This is a genomic window from Sphingobacterium sp. LRF_L2 (assembly GCF_965644235.1).
In the GTDB taxonomy this organism is placed as follows: domain Bacteria; phylum Bacteroidota; class Bacteroidia; order Sphingobacteriales; family Sphingobacteriaceae; genus Sphingobacterium.
On sequence record NZ_CBFFRI010000004.1, the window covers coordinates 143,314 to 167,775 of the forward strand.

The following is a 24,462-nucleotide window of genomic DNA, read 5'->3' on the forward strand; positions in this document are numbered from 1 at the left end:
TTTAAAAATAACCTTGTTTTTTACGTTCCTCCATTGCTGCTTCAGAAACCTTATCATCCATCCGAGCACCTCTTTCGCTTACAGTAGATGCTTTGATTTCAGCGATAATATCATCCAAAGCAGTTGCTTCAGAATCTACAGCCGCAGTACAGGTCATATCTCCTACTGTTCTAAATCTTACCGATTTATAATCAACAATATCTTCGTCATCAATATTTAAAAATGGCGCTGATGCCATCCATTGACCGTTGCGGAATACAACCTCACGTTCGTGACTAAAATAAATAGAAGGCAACGCTATGTTTTCCCGTTTAATATAATTCCACACATCCAATTCCGTCCAATTTGAAATCGGGAATACCCTTACATTTTCACCCTTATGAATTTTTCCATTAAAAATGTTCCATAATTCAGGTCTTTGCCGTTTAGGATCCCATTGACCAAATTCATCGCGAACAGAAAATATACGCTCTTTCGCTCTCGCTTTTTCTTCATCTCTTCGAGCACCTCCAATACAAGCGTCAAAACCATATTTTTCAATTGTATCTAGCAATGTGATCGTTTGTAGTGCATTCCGGCTTGCATTCTTTCCTTTTTGTTCAACAGCCTTCCCTTCGTCGATACTATCTTGAACATGGCCTACAATAAGCTTCTCTCCTAGCTCTTCGATAAGATGATCCCTAAATTGGATCGTCTCCGGGAAATTATGCCCTGTATCGATATGTACCAAGGGAAAAGGAAATTTCCCTGGTCGGAACGCTTTCTTTGCTAAATGAACTAAGGTTATAGAGTCTTTTCCTCCAGAAAACAAAAGTGCAGGGTTTTCAAACTGCGCTGCTACCTCTCGTAGGATATATATAGCCTCGGCTTCTAAATGATCTAAATAATCCATTCTCTCTCTTTATTGTTATTTTGTTGTAACGTGTAAACCACACTCCTTTTTACTTTTATCTTCCCACCACCATCGTCCAGCACGAAAGTCCTCACCCGCTTGGATTGCACGGGTACAAGGTTGACAACCTATACTTGGGAAGCCTTTATCGTGCAAAGGGTTGTAAGGAACACCATTCGTTTTCAGAAACTGTTCAACCTGTGAAAGTGTCCAATGGAATAAAGGATGTATCTTGATAATGCCATTTGCTTCATCCCATTCTACCGATTCCATATCTTCTCTGTTGGTAGATTGCTCTGACCGTATTCCCGTAATCCAGATTTTATATCCTTTTATAGCACGATGTAGCGGTTCGATCTTTCGGATGTAGCAACATTCCTTCCGGTTCTCTACAGATTCATAAAAGCTCGATGGCCCTTTTTGCGTCACCATTTGCTCCACAGCCTCCGTATTTGGAAAAAAAGTCTTGATTGGCAGTTTATACTTCTCTAGCGTACGGTTCCACACATAGTATGTCTCCGGGAACAATCTTCCAGTTTCTAAGGTAAATATAGCCGCTTTACTCTTTGCTTCGGCCATCAGATGCGTAATGACCTGATCTTCGATGCCAAATGAAGTAGAAAATACGGCATCACTTCCAAACTTTTGCTGTACGTACTGGATGATCTCCAGCGCATCGAAATTCGCTATCTCATGTTTGATCTGTGTTATCATATCCTTACCTCCTTCCTAAAACTTCTTTTGTATGTTCATTTAACACACGAACTTTTTCCTTAAAATCCCCCTTCACACTATCGCGTAGTTCACCCATTAGTGCAAGCGTTTCATCTATTTCCTCCGGCAGTAATTCATCAAGAAACTCCCGTAAGCGTTTCGCAATAGTCGGTGATTTCCCGTTGGTTGAAATGCCGATTTTAAGATTTCCCTTTCTTACCACAGACCCTAGGTAAAAGTCGCATAAAGATGGCTTATCCGCTACATTTAATAGGATATGTTGTTCCTTGGTTAAATTACGTATATGCTGGTTTAACGACTCATTATTTGTCGCCAATATAACCAAGTCAATATTGTTTAGATCCGTGTCCTCAAAATCCCGATTAGAAATACGGATATTTGATCTCCCTTCAGCAAATTCCAAAAAATCGGCGTCCACACGGCTTGCAACAACATGAACGTTTGCTTTCGGCGAATTGGCTATGATCGCTTGAAGTTTCTCTAAGCCAACGGGGCCAGCCCCAACCAAAAGAAGTTGAATTTCATCCAGTTTTACGTATATGGGGAAAAGCTCGTTCATTGTAGTGCAAGTGTATGCTTCAGATTCTTTTTTAGCTTTTCAAAATCTCTATGCTTTGCAACAACTTCGCCAAGCACAATGATAGCCGGCACGCCAACTAAATTTCGTTCAGCTTCCGCTAAGATCGTATCGATTCTTCCCATTGCGATTCGCTCGGTCGGTAATGAACCATTTTGAATAAGAGCAATAGGCAGATTGTGTTTACCCTCGTTCTTATAAAGCTCCACGATTTGCGGCAGTTTGGAGTAGCCCATAAGAACCACCACCGTAGCACTTGTATGTATTGCATGCTTTAGATCATCAGAAAGCCTTCCGTCAGATGTAGATCCCGTAATCACCCAGAAGCTTTCGCTGATTCCACGATACGTCAGCGGAATCTGCTGCAGGGCGGTCAGTCCCATAGACGACGAAATCCCAGGAATCACAGCTGTAGGAATATTAAACTGATGGGCGTAATCCAATTCTTCGCCCCCTCGGCCAAAAACAAAAGGATCTCCCCCTTTGAGCCTTACCACATGCCCATGCGTTAACGCATAGTCTACCAGCAGTTTATTAATATAGTCTTGCGATGTCGAAATTCTTTCCGCACGCTTCCCTACATATATTTTCGTACAATCCGCATTTGCGTAGTTCAATATTTCTTCATTGACCAAAGCATCGTATAGAATAACGTTCGCTTGCTCAATTGCTTTTACAGCTTTCAGTGTTATTAAATCAGGGTCACCAGGTCCAGCACCTACCAAGGTGATAAATGGTTTAATTTGCATCTCTTCTCTCCTCTTTCTTTTTGTTCAACTAACTCGTTACCCGAAGGTCCTCTCTTCTGCTGGCACTTTCATAATGAAAAGCAGTAGCCTGTTTCATAAATAAATCGGCAAACTCCTCCGAAGGCTCGTATTTATTGATCTGTAATACACGATCAGAAAAAGAACTTGGAAATTCAAATACACCTGTTTGTACATAATGCGTATCGAAGTCGTTAATCACGGCAGCCTGCGAGCTTGCGTTGACACCTTTATCTAATAGTAAAGCTTTTGCAGTCCACACAAACGAACTGTAAGCATGATAAATCGCATCAGCATATTGCTGCTCTTCAAATGCTTTTTTAGCCAAGTCGATTTTTTCTTCAGCTTCCAATAATAGTGTAGCGACAAGATCAATAACTACCCCGGCACATTCTCCAACACCGATAGCAGTCGCAAAGCTTTCTTCATGTCCCCAGTCGATGAATTCATCCGCAGAAAGATTCGTTAGATCAGCAAGAGGTTTTAACAAACGATAGAAGTAATCCTTCGTTTGGCGATCATAATACGCGTGGAAATTTTCCCCATCAATACGAAATGCCTTAAAGTCCGTTAATATCAAGTCAACCACCTGCAATACTCTCTTAGTAGGTACTTTAATAACACGCTCTGCCACACGACCTTTTCCATCCCCAATTGTACCACCACCTAACATAACCTGTGCCGCAGGTACCACTTTTCCTTCCGCCTTCACCGAGCTTCCGTGGAAGCCGATGTGTGCCAACCCATGTTGACCACAAGAGTTCATACAGCCAGAAATCTTAATCTTAAGATCCTGCTCATAAATAAACTCTTCATGGAACTCGTGAATATATTTCTCCAGCACTCTGGCCATTTCTGTAGAATTGGAGATTCCCAAGTTACAGGTATCCGTTCCAGGGCAAGTTGTAACATCCGAAGTACTATTGTAGCCCGGTTTAGCATAGCCCAGCTCTGTAAGCACATTAAATATGTGTGGCAATGACTCCGCTCTCACATATTTAAACAGCAAGTTTTGATCTTGAGTAATACGGATATCATCAGCGATGTGATCTCTCACGCCATCGATTAATATTCTTGCCTTAGCCGTTGGGATATCCCCCGTTAATACCTTTACATAGACACCAAAGTATCCCTCTTGTTTTTGTTCAAAGACATTCGTCGCTCTCCATAACAAATACGCATTAGCATCTACCGGTTCGACAGGTGTCACTGTAGAAGCAGGAGGCGCTGGCTGCGCAATAATATCTCTATTTACTTTATACGTCTTTATTTTATTTGCCGTACGTTCCTCATCAATTAAACGAAGAACCTCTTCCAATCCAAGTTTCTGGACAAGATACTTAAAGCGTGCTTTATTTCTATTATTTCTTTCACCATAACGGTCAAACACCCGAAGCGTAGATTCCATGTAAGGAAGTAAATCGTCTTCCGGTAAAAAATCAAATATTTCGTTTGCCAAAATCGGCTGTGAGCCCAAGCCACCACCAAGCATAACCTTGAAGCCCCTTGTTTCTACGCCATCAATAATTTTCACCTTAGGAATAAAGCCAAAATCGTGAATGTAAGAGAAGGCCGTATCTCTATCACTCGAAGAATAAGAAATCTTAAACTTTCTACCCATTTCCGCACAGAAAGGATTTCTTAGCAAGTACTCAAACGTACTCTGTGCATAAGGAGAAACATCAAAAGGTTCATTCGGATCTATCCCCGCAGTGGGTGACGCTGTCACGTTACGGACCGTATTTCCACAAGCCTCTCTTAAGGTGATATCATCTTCCGCTAATTTAGCCCAAAGTTCAGGCGTTTTATCTAAGCTAACATAGTGAATCTGAATATCCTGACGAGTCGTTAAGTGCAAATTTTTGCTTGCATATTCATCAGATATGTCCGCGATTTTTAACAGCTGTTTAAATGTTACCCGACCAAAAGGCAACTTTATACGAACCATCTGAACACCGCTTTGACGTTGTCCGTAAACACCTCGAGCTAAGCGAAGCGATCTGAACTTCTCTTCTGGAATTTCACCACCTCTGTAGGCTCTAATTTTTCTTTCCAGTTCAATTATCTCTTGTTCTACTACTGGGTTTTCCAGTTCTGTACGAAAACTCTGCATAATATCTTCTCTTCTCTTTTTAAGATTTTGACAATTATCAGCGTGTATTGCTGATTTCTTTTCAATAACTTGTTTACAAAGTTATAAAATATTTATCTACTAATCATACAATATCTACCAATTTAGTATATATTTGTAAAAAAAATATTTTCTGTTTTTATAAAAATAATCAATTGAGGAGACATAATTATTTAATATACAGTCTATTTTTTCTATTTGCGTGTGTTTCTTGCGCGCCAAAAGTGAAAGAAGGGTATGATGAAAAAACGGGATACATAGGGAATATCTCAATTTCAGGAGCATTCGCACTATACCCAATTGTGGTATTATGGAGTGAAGACTTTAAGAAAGAACATCCCAATGTGCGGTTTAACATTTCTGCTGGAGGGGCAGGTAAAGGAATTTCGGACGTATTGTCGAACATGGTAGACATTGGACTCGTATCTAGGGATCTGCATGATCAAGAACTTAGTAAAGGAGCCTTACCCATTCATGTTGCCAAAGATGCCGTGGTAGGCACATTCAATAGCGCACATCCCAATTTCGATTTATTACAAAAAAGAGGATTAACACAGGATGAGCTCATTGGCATATTCGTCAAAGGCAAATACAAAAGATGGAAAGATATAGACCCACGTTTTGTAGACGAGCCCATAGAAGTCTATGTCCGTTCAGATGCTGCCGGCGCAGCGGAGACCTGGGCTAAGTTTTTAGGCGAACGCCAAGAAGGCTTGCACGGAGTCGGCATATTTGGAGATCCGGGATTAGCCCAAGCAATTAAAGACAAACGTTTTGCGATTGGCTTTAATAACATCAATTATGTTTTTAATTTAAAGACAAAAGGAACATCCGACGGTCTGGCCGTTGTTCCAATAGATATTAACGCAGATGGTGTTATCGCAGGGAATGAAGACTTCTATACCAATTTAGATTCACTCACTGCCGCAGTGGCCGAGGGGAAATACCCTTCACCCCCTGCACGCGACCTTACTTTCGTTATTCGTTCCGATAGGAAAACCAAATTACTAGCTGCTTTTATACAATTTGTGCTTGATAAACAGCAGCAAGGATATCTGCTAGAAAATGGATATGTACCATTAAATGAATCGCTTAAAGAAGAAGAGTTAAAGAAGTTGTAACGTGAATTGGAGATTAATTAAAGATAGAGTTGCTCAAAAGGGCTTTGCAACATTATTAGGGGTATCCCTATTGGTGATTGTGTTTATTTTGATCGGACTGGCCTATAAATCAGCGCCTTTATTGAAAGCCGAGAGTTTAGGCCGGATTCTAACCGAAAGCGTTTGGTCGCCATTAAAAGGAAGCTTCGGTTTTCTCCCCTTTATTATGGGCACGATATGGGTCACCTTGATTTCCCTTATCATTGCCGTTCCCTTATGCGTGTTAGCATCCGTCTACCTCGTAGAATATGCCAGTGACGCGTTACGAAACATGGTTCTTCCACTGATGAATGTTCTGGCCGCCATCCCCCCGGTATTGTACGGCGTCTGGGGTGTACTGTTTGTCGTGCCTATCCTCAGCCAGTTTGTAGCACCGCTCTTCGGAGTAGATACAACAGGGTATTCTGTTTTTGCAGGAGGCATTGTTTTGGCTGTTATGATTTTCCCGATTATGATCAGCATCATGGTCGAAGTCTTGCAAACCATCCCCCAAGAGCTGAAGGCAGCTTCGCTATCTTTAGGAGCAACGAAATGGGAAACCATCACGAAAGTGATTCTTATAAAGGCAAAACCAGGGCTTTTAGCGGCTATCGTATTGGGCGTATCTAGGGCCTTTGGCGAAACAGTCGCTGTTTTAATGGTTTGCGGAAATATCCCGCAGCTACCCAAAAGTTTCTTCGATGCAGGTTATCCCCTTCCCGCACTCATCGCTAATAATTTTGGAGAAATGATGTCCATTCCTTTGTACGATTCGGCACTCATGTTTGCCGCTTTATTATTATTTGTTATCATTTTTGGATTTAATCTTTTATCACGTATTATATTGAACAGACTGGAGGCAAAAGCAGAATGAGTAATGTAAAGAAACGCCTTTTGAAAGAAAAAATAGCCAAGGTAGCTATGCAGGCCTCCGGGATAACCATAACCGGATCACTCTTTTTTATTGTCGGCACGATACTATATAAAGGATTGCCCTATCTTTCCTGGGAGATGATCAGTCAGTCGCCCAAAGGAGGATTTTACATTGGTAAAGAAGGAGGAATATTCAATGCCATTTTAGGATCGCTGTATTTAGCAGGCTTTTCCACTTTTTTAGCCGCTATTATCGGTATTCCCATTTCCATTTATTTGAATATATACATCAAGAACGGAACATTTACCGAGCGAGCTTCCAAGTTATTATTCGATGTACTTTTTGGCATCCCATCTATCGTATATGGTGCAATCGCCTTCAGTATTATGGTATGGATGGGCATACGGGCCTCTTTGTTGGGCGGAGTAATCACCATAACCCTATTGACCATTCCTATTGTCGTGCGTACCGTCGATGAACTGTTGAAGACCGTGCCCGTTGATTTAAAACATGTTACCTTCTCATTAGGGTCAACCCGTTGGGAAACAGCCAAAATGTTCCTTCGCTATATCAAACCCGGTATTTTTACCGCCATACTCTTAGCATTCGGAAGAGCGATCGGCGATGTAGCAGGCGTTCTTTTAACAACCGGGTTTAGCGACAACCTTCCCAAATATATCGATGAACCCGCAGCCACACTTCCTCTGGCCATCTTTTTTCAATTAAGCAGTCCAATACCCGAGGTGCAAGGCCGCGCTTATGCTTCTGCTTTAGTTTTAACATTTATTATTTTAATTATTGTCATATGCACACATCTACTAGCATCAAAACAACAGAAACACAAGATTTAATAGCTGTGTCTACTCCGCATATTCAAATCAAGGATTTGAATGTTACCATAGAAGGAAAGCGCATATTGAAAAATATCAATCTTTCCATTCCAAATAATTCCGTAACCTCTATTATTGGTCCATCGGGATGCGGAAAAACGACATTATTAAAGACCTTGAATCGTCTCATTGATGATGCTAAAGGTGTTGAAATTTCAGGTTCTGTATTAGTTAACGGAGAAGATATTTATGGTAAAGACGCAGAAGTAACTCATATTCGAAAGAAAATGGGCTTACTGTCTCAAAAACCCTTTCCCTTGCCGATGTCAATCTTTGACAATGTCGCTTATGGACCACGTATTCACGGCGAGCGCGATAAAAAAGTACTTAAGCATATCGTAGAAACACAACTACGCAATGTCGGTTTATGGGAAGAAGTAAAAGACCGCTTAGATGCCTCCGCAACGCGTTTATCAATCGGGCAACAACAACGGTTGTGCTTAGCGAGAGGTTTAGCTGTGCAGCCTGAAATTATCTTAGGCGACGAGTCCACCTCGGCATTAGATCCAATTTCTACACAAACGATAGAAAATTTGCTTATCGATTTGAAAAAGGACTACACCATTGTGTTGGTCACACATATCTTACGTCAAGCGCGACGTGTTTCAGACTATATCATTTTTGTATATAATGGTGAAATTGTAGAATTCGGCCCAACGGAAGACGTACTATTGCATCCAAAAAATGACATTACAAGGCAGTACGTTAAAGGTTTCATAAGCTAAGAAAAGAAATAAACGTATTTCGGGCTGTACATTCTAAAATATTACAGCCCGAAATAGCTCGCTATCCTCAGTAAGTAAGAGGCACGGCTTAGTTGCACAAATGTTGCAGACACTGCCAATATTTATCTTTGAAGATGAAGTACTTCATTTCCACGCTACTTTCATGCTTCTTCGCAATAGTCCGCAGTATTGCCGAAGGCTTTTTGAAATCTTTACAAGCCAAATAAACCTCCCGGATACCATCTCCCGTTTGTCGACCAATGTACAATACCCCCTTACTTGCATCGAGTTTTTCAAGAATTTCATCCTCAACCTGGTTCATTTTTTCGAAATCTTCGCTGCTCGGCATGCCACTTTCGTTCGGAGCAGTATAGTAAAATTCAACACGAATCATCCAAGGAGCAGACATGCGTTCGTCCCAGTTTAATAAATCCATATTCATCACCGCCAGCAAAGGCTTGCCATCACCTAGTGTCCCTTCCAGTGTACTATATAAGCTGTTGCTCTCGTCATAGCGCATGGTACTTTCGTATTTTTCAACAAATTCCTTTTCCCGCCAGATAAGATAGCTTTTCAATTTGTCTATCGGTATACGGTCCTCCTGGTAAAGTTCCGGGTCTAAGATTTCGACATGATCTATCTTCGTGATAAAATCGTATTCACCAAGATAGTTATCTAAGAACAGGAATACACCAGAAACAATCTGTTCCCGGTTTTCCGCATTCAGTTCAGGATGTATGATACCAATACTGATGAGATCAGGGTACACAGGATCCTGATCCGCAATAAAGGAAAGATTTTCTTCGCTGAACGTATAGTTGTTCATGCGTATACCTTTATCTTTAAGGTCGAAGGCAGGCTTTAACGCGGTAAACGTCCAGTTGCTCAAAGCCGGGGCTTTCGCAATCATCTCCTCTATAAAAGCTATCGTAGGAATATGCCCATCAGGCGTCAGGATCAGTTCGGCCTTATCCTCCGCTGTCATACCCACTAAGGTGAAGATGTTCTGGTCCACACGATACAACTGTTCACTCAATACATGAATGAAATTCGCCTCGATATTATCCTGCGTTTTAACCACATCAAAAAAATATTGCTCATTCCCTTTAAACCACGACCAAAACACCTGAACAGGATCTTGGTCATCAAGAAAGGAGTCGGTCTCTGTTTTTTTAGAAAATAATTTACTGAATAATCCCATAGATTTAATTTTTGTTTTCACCAAGGTTTCGTGACCACTCGCTCCAAGATCCGACATACAGTCGAGGAATATCAAATCCGGCATGCGCCAATGCTAAAAGAGTATGGCAAGCCGTAACGCCCGAACCACAGTGCACAACACTCTTCTCCGGATCCTTATTTAAAAAGTAAGGTGAATATAGTTTTTGGAGTTCCTCCGGAGTTTTGAAATAACCGTTCTCCTCAAGATTTTGTGCCAACGGAATATTGATTGCCGTAGGGATGTGCCCGGCAAGCAGGTCTATAGGCTCGCTTTCCCCCTTGTAACGAAAGGCTTCACGAACATCGATGATGATTGCCGAAGGATCGTGGATCAGGTCGGCGACTCCGTTGATATCAATTAAAGGCAGTTGCCATTCCTCAAAGCTAAAGGCAGCAGTTTTTGTCGATACCTCGATCCCCGTATTTGTAGGGAAACCATTTTTCTTGGCAGCCTGAAAACCGCCATCCAATACCTGTACATTCAGGTGTCCGGCAGCCCTGAGCATCCACCAAAAACGAGCAGCAGCGTTGGCTCCGTTTGCGCGATCGTATACGATTACCTGACTATTTTTGCTTATACCTAATTTAGATAATAGATTTGAGAAGCTTTTGGGTGAAATCAAGGGATGTCTTCCACCATGTTTAGGATCGTCGACTGCCGAAAGATCCTTTTCAAGGTCTACAAACAGCGCGCCTTGTAAATGTTCCTGCTGGTATCTTCCGTAGGCATCATTTCCCGATGTGGCATCGATCAGTATGTAGTCAACAGTATTTTTTAGCGAAAAAAGTTCCGCAGTAGTTATTAGTACGTTCATAAATTTATGCTTATCTGATAAAGATAACATAATTTATGATACCGCTAAGGCTTTTCGTAAAACAAAAAGAGGACTAAAAAATAGTCCTCTTTTGTTTATCTCTTAGCAGAAATTAACCATTGTCTTGGTTTAATGACTGTTTGTAGATTGCTTTTTTGATTTGGGTACGACGAGTTACGCATTTTTTCTCGTATGCTTGACGTGAACGTAGTTCGCGTAATACACCAGTCTTCTCAAATTTCTTTTTAAAACGTTTCAACGCTCTATCTAAAGATTCTCCTTCTTTTACATTAACGATAATCATGTGCTTGTATATACCTCCTTTCGTGCCCTTTTAAATTTGTGTCTGCAAAGATATAAAAAAAAGATAAAAAAATGAATTTTATTTTATTTCCATAAATAGGCTTTGTTTTACCCATTAAAGGAATAAGAAAACGTTTCCAAGAAGTAATTCGTATCTTGGTATACTTAAGAACGATTTACAAATTTTAGAAAACCCAAACAGTATGAGCAACGTATCAACCGTGCCTTTTGCAGACACATTCAGCGCCATTTTCAACTCCCAGAAAGATACTCTACAAGCCGTAAAGGATAGCACATTAGCGGATCGCCTTGCACATCTACAGAAATTCAGATCAGCTGTTATCGAACATAAAGATGCCATTGTTGAAGCTGTCTATCAGGATTTTCAACGCGCAAAGGCGGCTTCTTATATTATAGAAGTTGGCCAGGTAATTAATCAGATAGACTACGTTATTCAACAACTGCCAAATTGGATTACCAATGACGCTATAACGCCAGCAGCGGCACCCAAGGATCACCCCTATCACGTGGAGGTTATGTATGAGCCTAAAGGTGTTGTACTTGTTGTAGGCCCTTGGAACGTTCCATTTTACCTGACTTTATATCCACTTGTATATGCTATAGCCGCAGGCAATACGGTTATCGTTAAACCTTCGGAGTTAACACCTTATACCAGTGCTGTGATCAAGAAGATCATCGATCAGGTTTTCGACCCGAGTTTGGTGGCTGTTGTTGAAGGAGGCGTGCCTGAGATGACTGAAATTCTCCGTTATCCTTTCGATCATATCTATTTTACAGGAAGCCCTAAGGTCGCAAAGATCGTGATGGAAGCCGCTGCTAAGCACTTGACATCGGTTACACTCGAACTAGGCGGAAAGGCACCTGCAATTTTGGATACGTCAGCCGATCTCGATAAGGCAGCTTACCGTATCATCAAGGCAAAAGTTCTCAATGCTGGTCAAATTTGCATGGATGTTGATTATGTTCTCGTTCCAGAAGAGCTACAGTCGTCGCTAATCGCTAAAATGAATGCATTTTTGACCAACGGGTATGGTGAAAGTGAAGCCTTTGATTATAAGGACTATGATCAAATTATCAATCAGCCCAACTTTGAACGTGTCAAAAGGCTTTATACGGATGCTGTTGCCGATGGTGCGAATGTCGTTTGGGGAGGTGTTTTTAACGAAGAATTGCGTAAAATACAGCCTACGATATTGACGAATGTCTCTACAGAATCGGCCATCATGAAAGAGGAAATTTTCGGTCCTCTCCTACCTATAATCGCTTACAAAACAAAGGAAGAGGCTATTGCTATTGTTAACGGCATAGAAAAACCGCTTGGTTTGTATGTGTTTAGTGAGGATAAAGCGTTTACGGATTATATCTTACAGCATACGAGTTCGGGTGGTGTTGCTGTCAATGATGTGATGATTCAGGCCTTTGATCCGGGGATTCCTTTTGGGGGCGTAAATAACAGTGGTATTGGCAAAGGTTACGGAATACATGGTTTTCTGGAGCTTGTAAATGCGAAGACGATTCTATATCAAGCGGCAGATGCTCCGGAAGAAGAGTTTTTAAAAGCTCCTTATGATGGGAAAATTGATATTATCAGACCTGCGTTCCAATAGGAATAAGTTCTATTTATTTTTATTAGGTCTCTAGCCTTAGAGACCTAATAAAAATCGTATATTAACTATGCCATACTTCTTCGGCAATAGCGCTGATAAGCTGCATTTTTTTCCACTGATCTTCTTCACTTAATTTGTTCCCTGTTTCGGTAGACGAGAATCCACATTGTGGGCTTAAGCATAGTGATGATAATGGAATGTATTGTGTTGCTTCTGCGATTTTCGCTTTGATGACTTCTTTGTCTTCCAGTTCTGGAAATTTAGAGGTTATCAGTCCCAATACGACTTTTCCACTTTCAGGACGCCATTTTGCTAAAGGCTCAAATCCGCCTGAACGATCGGTGTCGTATTCCATGAAATAGCCATCATAGTTTGTTGCAAAAAGCTGTTCGGCAATAGGTTCGTATCCGCCCGAAAAGATCCATGCTGAAGCGTGATTTCCTCTACAGATATGTGTTGTAATCACCATATCCGCGGGTTTTGCTGTCAATACCTGATTGATAATGTCGGTACATAGCTGTGCTATATCGTCGGGGTTCATTCCTTTTTCTACAAGGCTTTTGCGTTTTTCGGCATCGATCAGGAATGCCCAGTTTGTGTCGTCAAACTGTAGGTACCGACAACCGGCTTCGTAAAATGCCTGTATTGCGCCTTGATAGGTAAGGACTAAATCTTGGTAGAATTTTTCGCGTTCTGGGTAAATTTCATCGATGAGTGATGAGCCTATCTTGGCTAGAATTTCTTGACGTATAACCATCGATGGACTTGGTATGGTTGCCTTGGCAATAAAGCCTTCTTCGGTTTCTACTGTATCTTTTAAGAATTTAAAATCTTTGATAAACGAGTGGTCTGCAGGAAAGGATAATTTTCCGACAATGCGTACATCATAAGCTGGCAGCGGTGCCCCCTTGAATGTCTGGTTGTATCCTTGCTCGGGTTTATAGCCTTCTATTCCGTTTAGTTCTTCCATGAAGTCTAAGTGCCAATATGCACGACGGAATTCTCCGTCGGTTACTCCTTTTATTCCAACGGCTTTCTGCTGTGCAACCAATTTTATGATTTCTTCATCTTCTATCTTGCGTAGATCATCTGGTTTGATCTCTCCTGCTGCGAGTTTTTTACGCGCTTCTTTGATAGAATCTGGCCGTAAAAAACTTCCTACAATGTCTACGGTGAATGGTGCTGCTTCTTGTTGTTTCATTTTTGTGTTTTAAATATTAGCGCTTTTTTCTCGGTCAAACTTAATCATTTTGTATGGAAAAGTGAGGGGCTATATTGTACTATCGGCTGGTGAAAATTATAATTTTCGGCCTACGAATCGTATGACCGAGCCTGTTCCATTGTTATAAAGTCCTTCCGTTAATTCTGTCTCTTTTTCTTCGAGTGTATGTATCTCGAAGTTTGGAAAATCGGCAATAATTTCTTCGATTGAAAACAACATCTTTTCGTCCATAGCTCCACCAATTTTAGGGTTGGCTTCTTTATTTTTTTTTCTTGATACAAGATATGCCCCTCAAGCCGGAGCAAGCTTCTTTTTTGTCCTCTATGGGCGGACTGCCCAGTTCTTTTTTTATAAAAAGAACCAAAAAATTGTCGCTGGAAACCTTTGCAGGATAAGGATTTAAGTTTTCTTGCCCCTCAAGCCGGGGCTGGGCTCATCCTTTTTGTCTTGAGTGTCTGTTGCACAACATTTGTTCCAGTTAGTACTGGATTGCTGTCACAGGTAATCTGATTAAGGTTTCCTTACTTTTTTCAGTTCAGACCGCTATATAATGTTGTTTTTGCAGCAAAGTAGTTCTTTAAGGTCGTTTTCAGGGATAGAATGTTGTGAACAAAGGCGGTAATATTATTTATACCTATTCGGGACGACATACTAAGGGCCTTTTTTCTCAACATAGGTATGTATTTCATGAGCTTTTTAAGGTTGTATGCTGCCGCTGATGCCGTAAGACATTTATTGGCCTGTGCCAGCCCTATCGTATTGACTTTCTTCATCCCGTAATGGTTGACCAGGTTGCCGATCACGGGTTCCACTGTCGACTGTCGGATCTTCATCATCTTGGAAGCCTTTTTGCCCTGCATGCGTTCGTGCATCCTGTCGTAATAGGGCTTGTGAATGTTGGTCAAGACCACGGCATATTTCCTTTTTGCACTGTACCCTTCGCATATGGACTGCAGGGGACATCCCTTGCAGTCTGCACAGGAGGTCCGGTATTCTTTATTGGTGTACCCCGACATTCCCTTGAATGGCAGGGTCGTGTTGTTGCGGCATGTATAGCTGTCTCTCTGTGGATCGTACACAAATCCCTTGCGTTCATACACCACTTGGGGCCTGTTGGGTATATAGCCCTTTATGCCCATCTGCTCAAGTGACCTTAGTCCCTCGCCACCGCTGAAGCCCCTGTCTGCCAATATCTCAGAAACTTCCAGCCCATTGACCAATAGGTTTTTCACAAGCACGTCCAAGACCTGCGGAAGACATTGGGAATCATGCTTGTCAGCCGTGAATGCCTGTACATGTGTAACCACATGCGATGCCGTATCAGCACTGACCTCCCCAAGGTAGTTCAGTGCTGTAACCTTCCCGCTCTTAACGGACATTTTGGCATCGGGATCATTGGGGTTGACATGGGTAGCGTTCGAGGGATTCTTCTTGGGAGCCAGGCCGGAATGCCTGCGTTCATTGCCCTTGGGAAGTTCTATGGTACGTGGAGAAGGTTTTTCCACATTTTCTTCAAGCTCCTTTGCATACATTTCAGCGTCTTCCAGTATATCCCGGCGGACCATATTGTCCAGGGAAGCGTTGGCCTTTATGAAAAAGCCGTCCACTGCCTGACGCTTGCCCGAGACCATCCCTTTGTCTATGCACAAGGACAGTATCTGCTGAAAAATAGAGGTGAAGACCTCCTGTCCGTAAAGCTGTCTTGTACGGCTTAGCGTACTGTGCCATGGCAGAGGCTCATCTATGTTGTATCCCAGGAAGAAGAGTATATCCATGCGCATCCTTGACATCTCTATGATACGACGGTCGCTGTTGATATTCTCCAGATAGCCCACCAGCATGAATTTCATGAAAACAACGGGATCTATGCTCTTTTGTCCCTCCCGCCCATAATAGGGCAGTGTGAGCTTATAGAGATGGTCGAAATCGATCACACCGAGTATCCGGCGGTAAATATTGTCATGCGGAACATAGTCTGACAACTGGAAGTTCACGAAGAGTGATTCTTGGTATACCTTTCTGCCTTGCATGATATAAATATACTGAAAATCAATTATTTAACATATTTATTGACAAAAAACATTAAAATTTAGTTGTGCAACAGACACTCAAGGGAGAAATGACCACCTTATTAATTTTAAAAGAAATGTAGAATCTGCAATAGGAAAAATTAAGAAAAGCCCTAAAAACCCGGGGTTAACAACTAAGACACAAGAAGCGTTAAAAAATTTCTTAAACGTATCAATTGCGATATCATTGACCTTAGATCCTAAATTAACATTGGAGTTCTTAAACAGTCAGGAAAAAACGTGGTTATCGGAAACCCAATTATTAGTCATCAAAATAAGAAAAAGCAATCTTTTTCGAACCTCACTTTTAAAAGTCCCATGTATAAATTTTACCAAATATATATTGACAAACGAAAGTTTAATAGACAACGATTACAATAAATATTTCAAAAATATTGTAAATGAAAACATAGATGATTATTTAGCTTTCCTTTCTCCCAACTATGTCCCGTTTCACGAGGTAAATACTCTGAAAATTATTAGCACAGTATCCAATCTTGACGAAAAAATTTTATCCGAAACAGCAAAAGAAAAATTAGATCCCATAAACGAAATACCTGATTTATCATTTGATCACTATTTCAAAATAAACTATTCTTGGAAAAGCAGTTACAGTGATTCGACAAAAAAAGACCGTTTAAAGAAAAAATACTTTTTCCTTGTTCAAAATTCGGATCAGCATGGTCGGGTCCAATACATTGAAGTTGCTGTGATTGGAGAAAAAGATGAAGATTTCGCAAATGATAAAATTGACAAACGTATAGCACTCGCAAATCTGAAAGTCGACAATAAAAACGTCGATAAAAGTATAAATGGAAATCCAAATTTAACTAGAGCTAGAAGAAAGACAGTCTTCAAATTATTAAATGAAGCTGATCGACTAGAATCTGATATGATTATTTTTCCTGAAGTATCTACTCCTTATTCTTGGTTACGGTTATTAGCAGAAAGAAGCCACAAAAGATACATGGGGATAGTGGCAGGATTAGAGCATTGGATCAATAATAAAGAAGTTGCCTTCAATTTCATGGTAACTATTTTACCTTTTAAAGTACATGACTACAAGACTTCATTGATAAAAATAAGACTCAAAAACCATTACTCTCATTCTGAGAAAGAATTGCTTCGGGGCTATCGATTATTGGTGCCGGAAGATCTTTGTCCTAACAATAATGCATCATATGACTTATTTCACTGGAGAAAAAGTTATTTCTCGGTTTATAATTGCTTTGAATTGGCCAACATTTATCACAGATCCCTATTTAAATCAAAAGTTGATTTTCTAATAGCATCTGAATACAATAGAGATACCTCTTACTTCTCCGATATTGCAGGTGCTTGGGTTCGAGATGTACACACCTACTTCATCCAAGTAAATTCGTCTGACTTTGGTGATTCTAGGCTTATACAGCCTGCTAAATCTTTCGCTAAAGACCTAATTCAAGTGAAAGGTGGTGAAAATTCGACGATATTAGTTGGCAATCTCGAAATCGAAAAATTAAGAAAGTTCCAGTTGGTTGAATATCACCTTCAGAAGGAGTTCATCGATAGTGGTAAATTTCACTTCAAACCAACTCCGCCCGACTTCGACAGAATTAATGTAAAAGCTAGAATAAAAAATATACTCATCACACGAAAAGATGATGAAAGTGTGTAAAGTATGGAAAACATGAACTTTAGAATTCAAGACCTAACAAAAACACTTATTCCAGGAATCATGATGTTTTTCCTATCCTCTTTATTTATTTGTAATATTGATCAGTTCAATGGTATCACAAACCTGATAAAAGATACGATGGCGATATGGACTATCGTATTTTTGATGATAGCGTATGTTTGTGGTTATTTTGTAGACCTAGTTGGAAGTTTATTAGAAAAAGGATTTTACACTTACTTTTCAAGACCCTCTTTGTATTTACTAAACAACACAGGTAAATCAATTAAACTGAGTAATTCCAATTTGATTATTGAGTACCTTTGCGATAAGCTGAGAAAAAGTTCTCAACACCCGTTTACCAAAGAATCAGCGCTAGAAGTTTTTAAATGTGCAAATGTTTACAAGGACTATGTTGCTTCGAGCCAGACAAAAGAACGATTAGCTGAGTATTATTTTTCGAAAATATTTAGTCGAAATCTCTCTTCGTCATTCCTTATATCATTTGGCATATATGTTGTCTACTATTTGTTCAATCACCATTCTTTGTATTTCAACTTTTTATCAATCTTACTTCTTTTAGGATGCGTATTTTCAGGTTACCGGTGGAGAGTACATGCCTTTTATTATACACGACAGGTCTTTTACATGGCATGTGAACCTGTATTAAAAGTAAATAATAATTGATCGGCTAATCAGAAATCTTACCAACACATATAAAAAGTGTTGCATTTGAAGCTTAGAATATAATATCTATGATAATCAACTGGCACAATATCCGTTCTATAAACAATAGTCTCAATGATGGCTTCGAAGAATTAGTATGTCAATTAGCTTCAAGGGAAGAAATCTCAGGTCAAATTATTTCCAACGGATCTCGGTAAATCTGATGATGGGAAAGAGTGCTATTGGTTATTCGAGAATGGGAATCAGTACATGTGGCAAGCTAAATATTTTACCGCTAGTCTTAACCACAAAGCAATGGAGCCAAATAAATAAATCGGTAACTAATCTTGATCGATAAGACTACTGTTTAAAAAGTTCCTTGAAATTGATTTTGATAGCTCGACCTAACTGTTCGATATGTGTTTGCAGCATCATTTTACCACTTGTTTGCTTCCAAGTATCATATTCAGTATATCCAATGATCCTTTCAGGGTTATTATCACTTAATTAAATTTTTGGTTTTCATTTTCTTGCTTAGGCAAGTCGGTTACCCCGAAGTCCATTTCTGGAATAAATAAGTTTTTTTTTGCCATAAGCTCTTTTTATTTTATAACATCATTTTTTTTACAATAAAGGAATTACCAAACCTTCCACTTTGGGATATGTTGTTGTGTAGCCATATTTCGTCTTTAAAACCTCATCATCCCAGCATTCATTATCTTTTGTTCGGTAATTGAATAGTAATTCTGTACCCTCCCCGTTTATCTTAATAACCCTGGCCACGGTCACTCTGGCGGGATGATGGCTGATGCTACCATTAGTACTTATTGCAAATTTTTTACAGTCGATTTTTTTTAAAAGATCAGGGCTAGTATTTTTTGCGCTTGCATGGTGGCTTAACTTCATTAGATCTAATGGGATTTTTTCTTTAGTTAGTTTATTCAGTGCGTTTATTAGAACACTTGGAAAGGCATCAGCAGCAAATAGAACCCGTTTTCCTTGAAATTCAGCTAAAAAAGCAATGCTGCTGCCATTCGCAGGTGCCTTATCCTCTTCAAATTTTTCTTCATAAAGTTTTTCAACATCCAGAATACCTTCCCCGAATTTTTCAATTACGTCACTAGGTTTGTCTGGATCTTCAAATTCTTCAAGGCCGAAGCCAGGGGCAAGGTTTGCTTTTCTTACCTCCGCTTCCCAAACCGTTTTCAGCGATTCTAAATTTTCAGGAGTCGGGGAAAGCAATGTGATTTTCAAGCCTTTTTCAAGCTGGATTACCGGAGGTTCTTGGTCACTTCCATAAACAACTGCCTGATAGTCAAATTGAGTATTCCACATGATATTGTGTTTCAAGATAGCAGCACTTAGTTTTTCACCTTGCACTGCTCCGAAAATTTCAGAAAGGTCATTTCCTGGCAAATGATTCCAGGCATTGAACCAGATTGTTCCGATGGTAAAATCAAGTCTATCAGCTTGCAGCAAACTCAATATACCCTCAATATGGTCTCTGTCAATGTGAGTAACAACCAACAGTTCAATGTGCTTTTGCCCAGGTATGGCATCGATCAAACGCTGTATATCATCTCTAGTCCCTCCTGTACCTCCATCTATAAGGACAAATGATGGATTTGCAGGATCGCCATATTCAATCCAGAGACTGTCACCATATCTTGCAGGAAGAAGGTTTACATTAAATATCATAATTTAAAAAAATTATATTAGTAATTTCGAACATTAACTATTTTTAATATAAGATCTGACCGCCCGATTAAAGTTGTATGTACCTTGCTTAAATCTGCAACTTCCATATGTTTTTTAACTTTCTCTAGCGCTAGTCTAACCTCAAAATTATCGCTATGTAAATGGTTGTGAAGTAAAGTCAGTCCTTCATAGAGTAGCCGCAAGCCCTCTGTAAAAAGAGGGATACCACGGGAGACTGCCTCCAAGAGTCTTATCTGAATCATAGGATTGTCTACATCTTTGCTTTTTATCAGTTGCCAGGCATGGATGATAGGTCCATCTGGTAACCATTCGAACCAATTTGCAAGGTTATTCGGCCATTCGTGTAAAAATTCCAGTTGACCTGTTGATAATAAAAAATATCCGCCGACCGCAGCACCGATAGGATCCCTCACTTTGTCATGCAGCAGAAGCTCTGCCTGTCGAATTTTGAAAAGCGTCTCAGCTTTATCAGAATCACCTTTGTTCATTAGATAGAGAAGTGTCTGAGCAATCTTATTAGGGAGGTCTATGGAAATTTTTAGGTTTGTTATTATATCAGACGAATTGCTTAATAAAGATAGTTCAGACATTGGAGGTAAACATACAAAAACAGACTTTATAGCGGTTATTTGAAATTCAGTAATGCGCATTATATTCATCTGCGAAATTATTAATGGGCTGTCAATTTCTAAAAATGACATAGAAAAATATTCATGTTGATACTGCTTTAATTTTCCTTCATCATAAATCCAATCTATGACCACAATTTTTCTTTTATACCTTTTATTTTTTTTACTAAAAATTCTATCGTAGTTTCTATTACTACTGGGAAAACTGAGAACGTCAATTTGTATCTGCTCTTCACGGATATCAAAGTTAATTCTTGTTTCTTTTTGTGGCAAAATTTCTACAATTTTCTCTACTTCCTTCGCCGAAGCAATTATTATTTTCACTAAATAAACACCGGCTTTTAATGAATCAGTCCAGTTGTCAGAAAACATCCAAAAAGAGCGTTCAGTATTTAAATTGGCCGATAATATCTGAATGTTTTTGGGAATAGAATTCTCAAAAACATCTGAGGTTATTAGTCCACTAGTTCTTACATGTAGAGCAAGAGTTCCTGAATTATGAGGATTTTCGCTCATTGTTCACATTTTAAAGTTCGAGCTCCAGCTGGTGGCATGAAATTTCTATATTCACTCATATTTGTATACTGTCCGTCAGGAAAAGTCGCGCTCAGCTTATAAATTCCGGGTTTTATATTAATCTTCCAGGGATCAATATGTGGTTGTCGACTGTCGCTCAAATTTGTTTCGGCTTCAGAATATGATAAATAAGCCAGATTATGAGCATCTTCCGGGCTGCAATCAATAACCACGTCTATACTCGGAGACTCTGCAAAGCGCAATATATTTGTAGATTTACTTGTTCTATTGATACAGCGCTGTTCCGGTACTTTTCCTTCATAAACCATCTCTATAAGCTCTTCCATTTTTGTTGCCAAACTGCTCTGACTAATGGTCCATTCATCCTGTTCTTTGGTCAGTGCCCCTCCTTCAAGAGCTCTAATTAAAGCCATGGTATAATATGACACATCATTTACACGTGCATACGCTCCTTCTTTAAATGCAGCAGCTTTCTGAGTAAGATCAAATTGGCACTCGGTGGCATTAAAATGCGGGGGGATCAGAGCATGAAGTGGAACTTCGGTCAATAACATATCGGCAGTAAAAAGTCTACAGGCATCTATAAAAAACAGTTGCGTGCTTGCTTTACAGGTATAAAATCCTCTTCTTGTACTGTCAAAAGAAAAACTTCCATCCCATGGATTTAAGGTATTCTTTCCAAAATCTTCAGCCAGCAGCACATGTTCGATCTTATCGACACCGTGGCCGCAGAAAAAGAAAATTGCTACGTTTTCAGTACTTTTATTACATCTTTCTATCCACGCATTAAAAGAATCCTTTATGTTTTCCATGTGTGCTCTTCCAACTTCTTCATCTTTTAGAATTAGAGGAGCTGCATCCAAAGGTGATATTAGCACTTCAATACTACCTAAGGGTTTGATCCAGGCACCCTGATTGTGTAAATTGATGAATGTATCATATATTGCTTTGGCAGATAATGGTGGTGAGCTCAATTGTCCAAATTTCTTAGCGCAATCAAGCGTTTGCACCTTTTCGTGAGTACCGCCCTTTATATAAGGATAACCACCTACACCAATAATAAATATGTGTGTTTGCGGCATCTCTCCGTTTACGTTATTAAATAGAAGGGACATAATATAATGGTTACAACTTTTGAAGTTCAAATATAAGTTATTTTTTGACAATATTATCTTAATAAGAAATCTTATGACTTTAGTGAAATCTTTACCTATCCTAGTCTACTTCAACTATCTTAAATTTTTGATGTTGTAGTCAGTGATCGTACTCCCATGAATAGGGACGCTGATACCGTGGAATCAAATATTGTTCCTCTATTTTAAATATTTTTAAAAGCTCCTTCTGCTCCGCGCTGAGTACAATGGCATAGTTCCGTGGATATAGTTCATGCTGAATAATTCCGATCAAGGCTAATACATAAATATTTCAGGATAAATTTTGCAAATCAGGTTATGCTTCTCCTCGTCACATTCAATTTCACCTAGACTAAACTCTGTCTTTTTTCGATTAATCGTTCCCTTTTTATCTACTCTTTGAAGCTCTGCTCCTAACGAAGTCCTTTCCAGCACAAGTTTTATGTATGTCCACAGTTCCGTATAGCGGCTTAATATAGGAACAATATAAGCAACCCAGCTCTTTACATTGCTACCGATTATTTCCATCTCTTTTGCTGACTGAACAAATAAAAAGAAACGCAACATAAATTGCATCAATTTTATCTCTTCCGCTGTATCACAAGCGGAATAATAACTAAGTTCATAGTATAACACTTGACCTTCCTTACCGAGGAGGTCGATTAGATAAACTCGGTCGTTTTCCGTAACCTTATACCCTCTCTGAAAAAGATGTGGCGTTAACCTGTATAGGTATCTCGAAAGGGCGGGGTTGTTATAAAGATATTGAATTACACCATTTCCCTCAGAATCTGTTGCCTTGACATCAAACTTAAGTTCTAGACAGGAAAGTAAGAACTCTACCACCGTTACTTTATCATCTGAATTTAATGGCTTGTATTCTTTAATGAAAACGAGAAGTAATGGTACGCCACCAGAGAACCTATCTAAATTGATTTCTTTATTCATTAATTCTACGCAGTCATAGGAAAGACCATTTACCTCATTTATGATTTTGTAAAAACTATAATCCAGCTTTCTCCATTTTTTTATCTTTTCAAGAAGGCTCCTCACCTCCAGACTACGCGCTATCCTCTTGGCTGCTATCTCCTGTTCTAATTTATCCAGGGCGATCTTCGCCTTGAATTGCTTTAATTGATTTTCCGCTAAAACGGTCTCATTCTTATTGTGCATGTAATAGCAGCTGTAATCATCCTGACTGAACTTTAAATCATCTAATAGTACCTCTTTGACAGTCCATTTCTCCCTAACTTCTTTATTTTCGTGTATAAAGGGCTGTTTATAATGACACGCCAGTTTTAGGTTCTTATCTTGGGCATCATTTATCCTGTAAAGATTCTGATGCTCCCATATATACTTGATATCGCGCTGGAATGTATCTAAGTCTTTTGGATTGTTGTCAAAGTCAATTATCCAGATCAGGAATATGCCGTTCTTCCTATAGAATGCATATCGGTGCTTTATATAATGAAGCGGAAGGTAGGATATCTGGATTTCAAAGGCAATCTTAAGGCCTTGGAACTCACAGAATACATCAGGACGCCTTTTTGCACCTCCACTACCGAAAATAAACTTGGAATCAATATCAATGGATTCCGGGTCTATACCTTCCGTACTTTTTAATACTTCACCTATTCTGTTTTTCAGAAAGATGTGTCTTGCACCTTCACGCGCAAAAGCAACGGTCCTAAGACCAAATAGGATATCTGGATCAATACTGCTATCCTTGAGTATGCAGTCCTCTGAATTTGGAAGGTGTCGAAAATAGACTTTTTCAAGGGAGCTATGCGCGACAATTAATCTTTGCCCACATTCTACACAGGTATACCGTTCAAGGTTAGAGTTATAGTCATCTCGTAATCCAAAACCTTCCTTCTGTGAGGTGACCACCGTCTCTATATCAATTACACCACCTTCTTGGCTATCATTGGCATATTGTATACTCCGATCCATTACCTTATTCTTTAAATCCCGAAAAATGGCTTTATTGACAGACGGCATCCTCAGGGCTGAATTTCCGAAGCGTCTCTTTTATTGCTAACGAGCTAATCTCAATTTTATCAACGCTTAATGACGGCATAGTATCCACAATTAAAATCGAATGTTATTAGTAAATATAGGCTATTGTTTTCATTT

The 24,462-nt window shown here is 39.7% G+C and carries 21 protein-coding genes; 6 read left to right on the top strand and 15 right to left on the bottom strand.

The genetic code is table 11. The features are described from left to right. Position 1: 1 nt before the first annotated feature. From cysD to ACSZOX_RS09490, 5 genes are read right to left on the bottom strand one after another with little or no spacing between them, the layout of a single operon-like run. A complete protein-coding gene (cysD, locus tag ACSZOX_RS09470) occupies positions 2-892 on the bottom strand; it encodes a sulfate adenylyltransferase subunit CysD (RefSeq protein ID WP_437919643.1) in 891 nt (296 codons plus the stop codon). 15 nt (positions 893-907) lie between these two features. Further along, complete coding sequence (locus ACSZOX_RS09475; RefSeq protein WP_437919644.1) at positions 908-1,606, bottom strand: phosphoadenylyl-sulfate reductase; 699 nt, start codon at positions 1,604-1,606, stop codon at positions 908-910. A gap of 4 nt (positions 1,607-1,610) precedes the next feature. After that, positions 1,611-2,186 carry a precorrin-2 dehydrogenase/sirohydrochlorin ferrochelatase family protein gene (locus tag ACSZOX_RS09480; RefSeq protein WP_437919645.1) on the bottom strand — a complete coding sequence of 192 codons (576 nt, stop codon included), beginning with the start codon at positions 2,184-2,186 and terminating at the stop codon, positions 1,611-1,613. Then, positions 2,183-2,953, bottom strand: coding sequence for a uroporphyrinogen-III C-methyltransferase (cobA, locus tag ACSZOX_RS09485; protein ID WP_437919646.1), 771 nt, complete (start codon positions 2,951-2,953; stop codon positions 2,183-2,185). Before cobA ends, ACSZOX_RS09480 begins: the two co-directional genes overlap by 4 nt. 28 nt (positions 2,954-2,981) lie before the next feature. Beyond that, complete coding sequence (locus tag ACSZOX_RS09490; protein ID WP_437919647.1) at positions 2,982-5,084, bottom strand: HEPN domain-containing protein; 2,103 nt, start codon at positions 5,082-5,084, stop codon at positions 2,982-2,984. A gap of 173 nt (positions 5,085-5,257) precedes the next feature. Here ACSZOX_RS09490 and ACSZOX_RS09495 point away from each other — a divergent pair, with 173 nt between their 5' ends. Genes ACSZOX_RS09495 through ACSZOX_RS09510 form a run of 4 tightly spaced genes read left to right on the top strand, consistent with a single transcriptional unit; the run spans position 5,258 to position 8,730 of the window. Next, positions 5,258-6,223 (top strand): PstS family phosphate ABC transporter substrate-binding protein, encoded by a 966-nt coding sequence (locus ACSZOX_RS09495; RefSeq protein WP_437919648.1) that lies wholly within the window; start codon positions 5,258-5,260, stop codon positions 6,221-6,223. 1 nt (position 6,224) lies between these two features. Next, positions 6,225-7,115: a phosphate ABC transporter permease subunit PstC gene (gene pstC / locus ACSZOX_RS09500; RefSeq protein WP_437919649.1), complete on the top strand. Its 891-nt coding sequence runs from the start codon at positions 6,225-6,227 to the stop codon at positions 7,113-7,115. Further along, a complete protein-coding gene (locus ACSZOX_RS09505) occupies positions 7,112-7,966 on the top strand; it encodes a PstA family ABC transporter permease (RefSeq protein WP_437919650.1) in 855 nt (284 codons plus the stop codon). Before pstC ends, ACSZOX_RS09505 begins: the two co-directional genes overlap by 4 nt. Next, positions 7,921-8,730, top strand: coding sequence for a phosphate ABC transporter ATP-binding protein (locus ACSZOX_RS09510; protein ID WP_437919651.1), 810 nt, complete (start codon positions 7,921-7,923; stop codon positions 8,728-8,730). Before ACSZOX_RS09505 ends, ACSZOX_RS09510 begins: the two co-directional genes overlap by 46 nt. A gap of 88 nt (positions 8,731-8,818) precedes the next feature. Here ACSZOX_RS09510 and ACSZOX_RS09515 read toward each other — a convergent pair whose 3' ends face one another. The 3 genes from ACSZOX_RS09515 to rpsU form a co-directional block, all read right to left on the bottom strand. Then, positions 8,819-10,015: a DUF695 domain-containing protein gene (locus ACSZOX_RS09515; protein WP_437919652.1), complete on the bottom strand. Its 1,197-nt coding sequence runs from the start codon at positions 10,013-10,015 to the stop codon at positions 8,819-8,821. After that, the gene (locus ACSZOX_RS09520; RefSeq protein WP_437919653.1) at positions 9,936-10,766 is read right to left on the bottom strand and encodes a sulfurtransferase; all 831 of its coding nucleotides are present in this window, start codon (positions 10,764-10,766) and stop codon (positions 9,936-9,938) included. Before ACSZOX_RS09520 ends, ACSZOX_RS09515 begins: the two co-directional genes overlap by 80 nt. A gap of 112 nt (positions 10,767-10,878) precedes the next feature. Further along, positions 10,879-11,070 (bottom strand): 30S ribosomal protein S21, encoded by a 192-nt coding sequence (rpsU, locus tag ACSZOX_RS09525; RefSeq protein ID WP_437919654.1) that lies wholly within the window; start codon positions 11,068-11,070, stop codon positions 10,879-10,881. 202 nt (positions 11,071-11,272) lie between these two features. On the opposite strand from rpsU, the gene ACSZOX_RS09530 reads away from it, so the two are divergent. After that, positions 11,273-12,697: an aldehyde dehydrogenase family protein gene (locus ACSZOX_RS09530; RefSeq protein ID WP_437919655.1), complete on the top strand. Its 1,425-nt coding sequence runs from the start codon at positions 11,273-11,275 to the stop codon at positions 12,695-12,697. Between the two features lie 61 nt (positions 12,698-12,758). On the opposite strand, the gene ACSZOX_RS09535 is transcribed toward ACSZOX_RS09530, so the two are convergent. The 3 genes from ACSZOX_RS09535 to ACSZOX_RS09545 form a co-directional block, all read right to left on the bottom strand. Beyond that, on the bottom strand, positions 12,759-13,898 hold the full coding sequence (locus ACSZOX_RS09535) for a 5-methyltetrahydropteroyltriglutamate--homocysteine S-methyltransferase (protein WP_437919656.1): 1,140 nt from the start codon (positions 13,896-13,898) through the stop codon (positions 12,759-12,761). Positions 13,899-13,994: 96 nt separating this feature from the next. Then, positions 13,995-14,150 carry a hypothetical protein gene (locus ACSZOX_RS09540; RefSeq protein WP_437919657.1) on the bottom strand — a complete coding sequence of 52 codons (156 nt, stop codon included), beginning with the start codon at positions 14,148-14,150 and terminating at the stop codon, positions 13,995-13,997. 299 nt (positions 14,151-14,449) lie between these two features. After that, the gene (locus ACSZOX_RS09545; protein WP_437919658.1) at positions 14,450-15,949 is read right to left on the bottom strand and encodes an IS1182 family transposase; all 1,500 of its coding nucleotides are present in this window, start codon (positions 15,947-15,949) and stop codon (positions 14,450-14,452) included. Between the two features lie 382 nt (positions 15,950-16,331). On the opposite strand from ACSZOX_RS09545, the gene ACSZOX_RS09550 reads away from it, so the two are divergent. After that, complete coding sequence (locus ACSZOX_RS09550; RefSeq protein WP_437919659.1) at positions 16,332-17,645, top strand: hypothetical protein; 1,314 nt, start codon at positions 16,332-16,334, stop codon at positions 17,643-17,645. 1,287 nt (positions 17,646-18,932) lie between these two features. Here the strand turns inward: ACSZOX_RS09550 and ACSZOX_RS09555 are convergent. From ACSZOX_RS09555 to ACSZOX_RS09570, 4 genes are all read right to left on the bottom strand, one after another. Beyond that, on the bottom strand, positions 18,933-20,006 hold the full coding sequence (locus tag ACSZOX_RS09555; RefSeq protein ID WP_437919660.1) for a ComEC/Rec2 family competence protein: 1,074 nt from the start codon (positions 20,004-20,006) through the stop codon (positions 18,933-18,935). Positions 20,007-20,023: 17 nt separating this feature from the next. Continuing rightward, positions 20,024-21,172 (bottom strand): hypothetical protein, encoded by a 1,149-nt coding sequence (locus ACSZOX_RS09560; RefSeq protein ID WP_437919661.1) that lies wholly within the window; start codon positions 21,170-21,172, stop codon positions 20,024-20,026. After that, a complete protein-coding gene (locus tag ACSZOX_RS09565) occupies positions 21,169-22,275 on the bottom strand; it encodes a hypothetical protein (RefSeq protein WP_437919662.1) in 1,107 nt (368 codons plus the stop codon). Before ACSZOX_RS09565 ends, ACSZOX_RS09560 begins: the two co-directional genes overlap by 4 nt. Before the next feature lie 327 nt (positions 22,276-22,602). Next, positions 22,603-24,279 (bottom strand): DUF6035 family protein, encoded by a 1,677-nt coding sequence (locus ACSZOX_RS09570; protein ID WP_437919663.1) that lies wholly within the window; start codon positions 24,277-24,279, stop codon positions 22,603-22,605. Between the last annotated feature and the right edge of the window lie 183 nt (positions 24,280-24,462).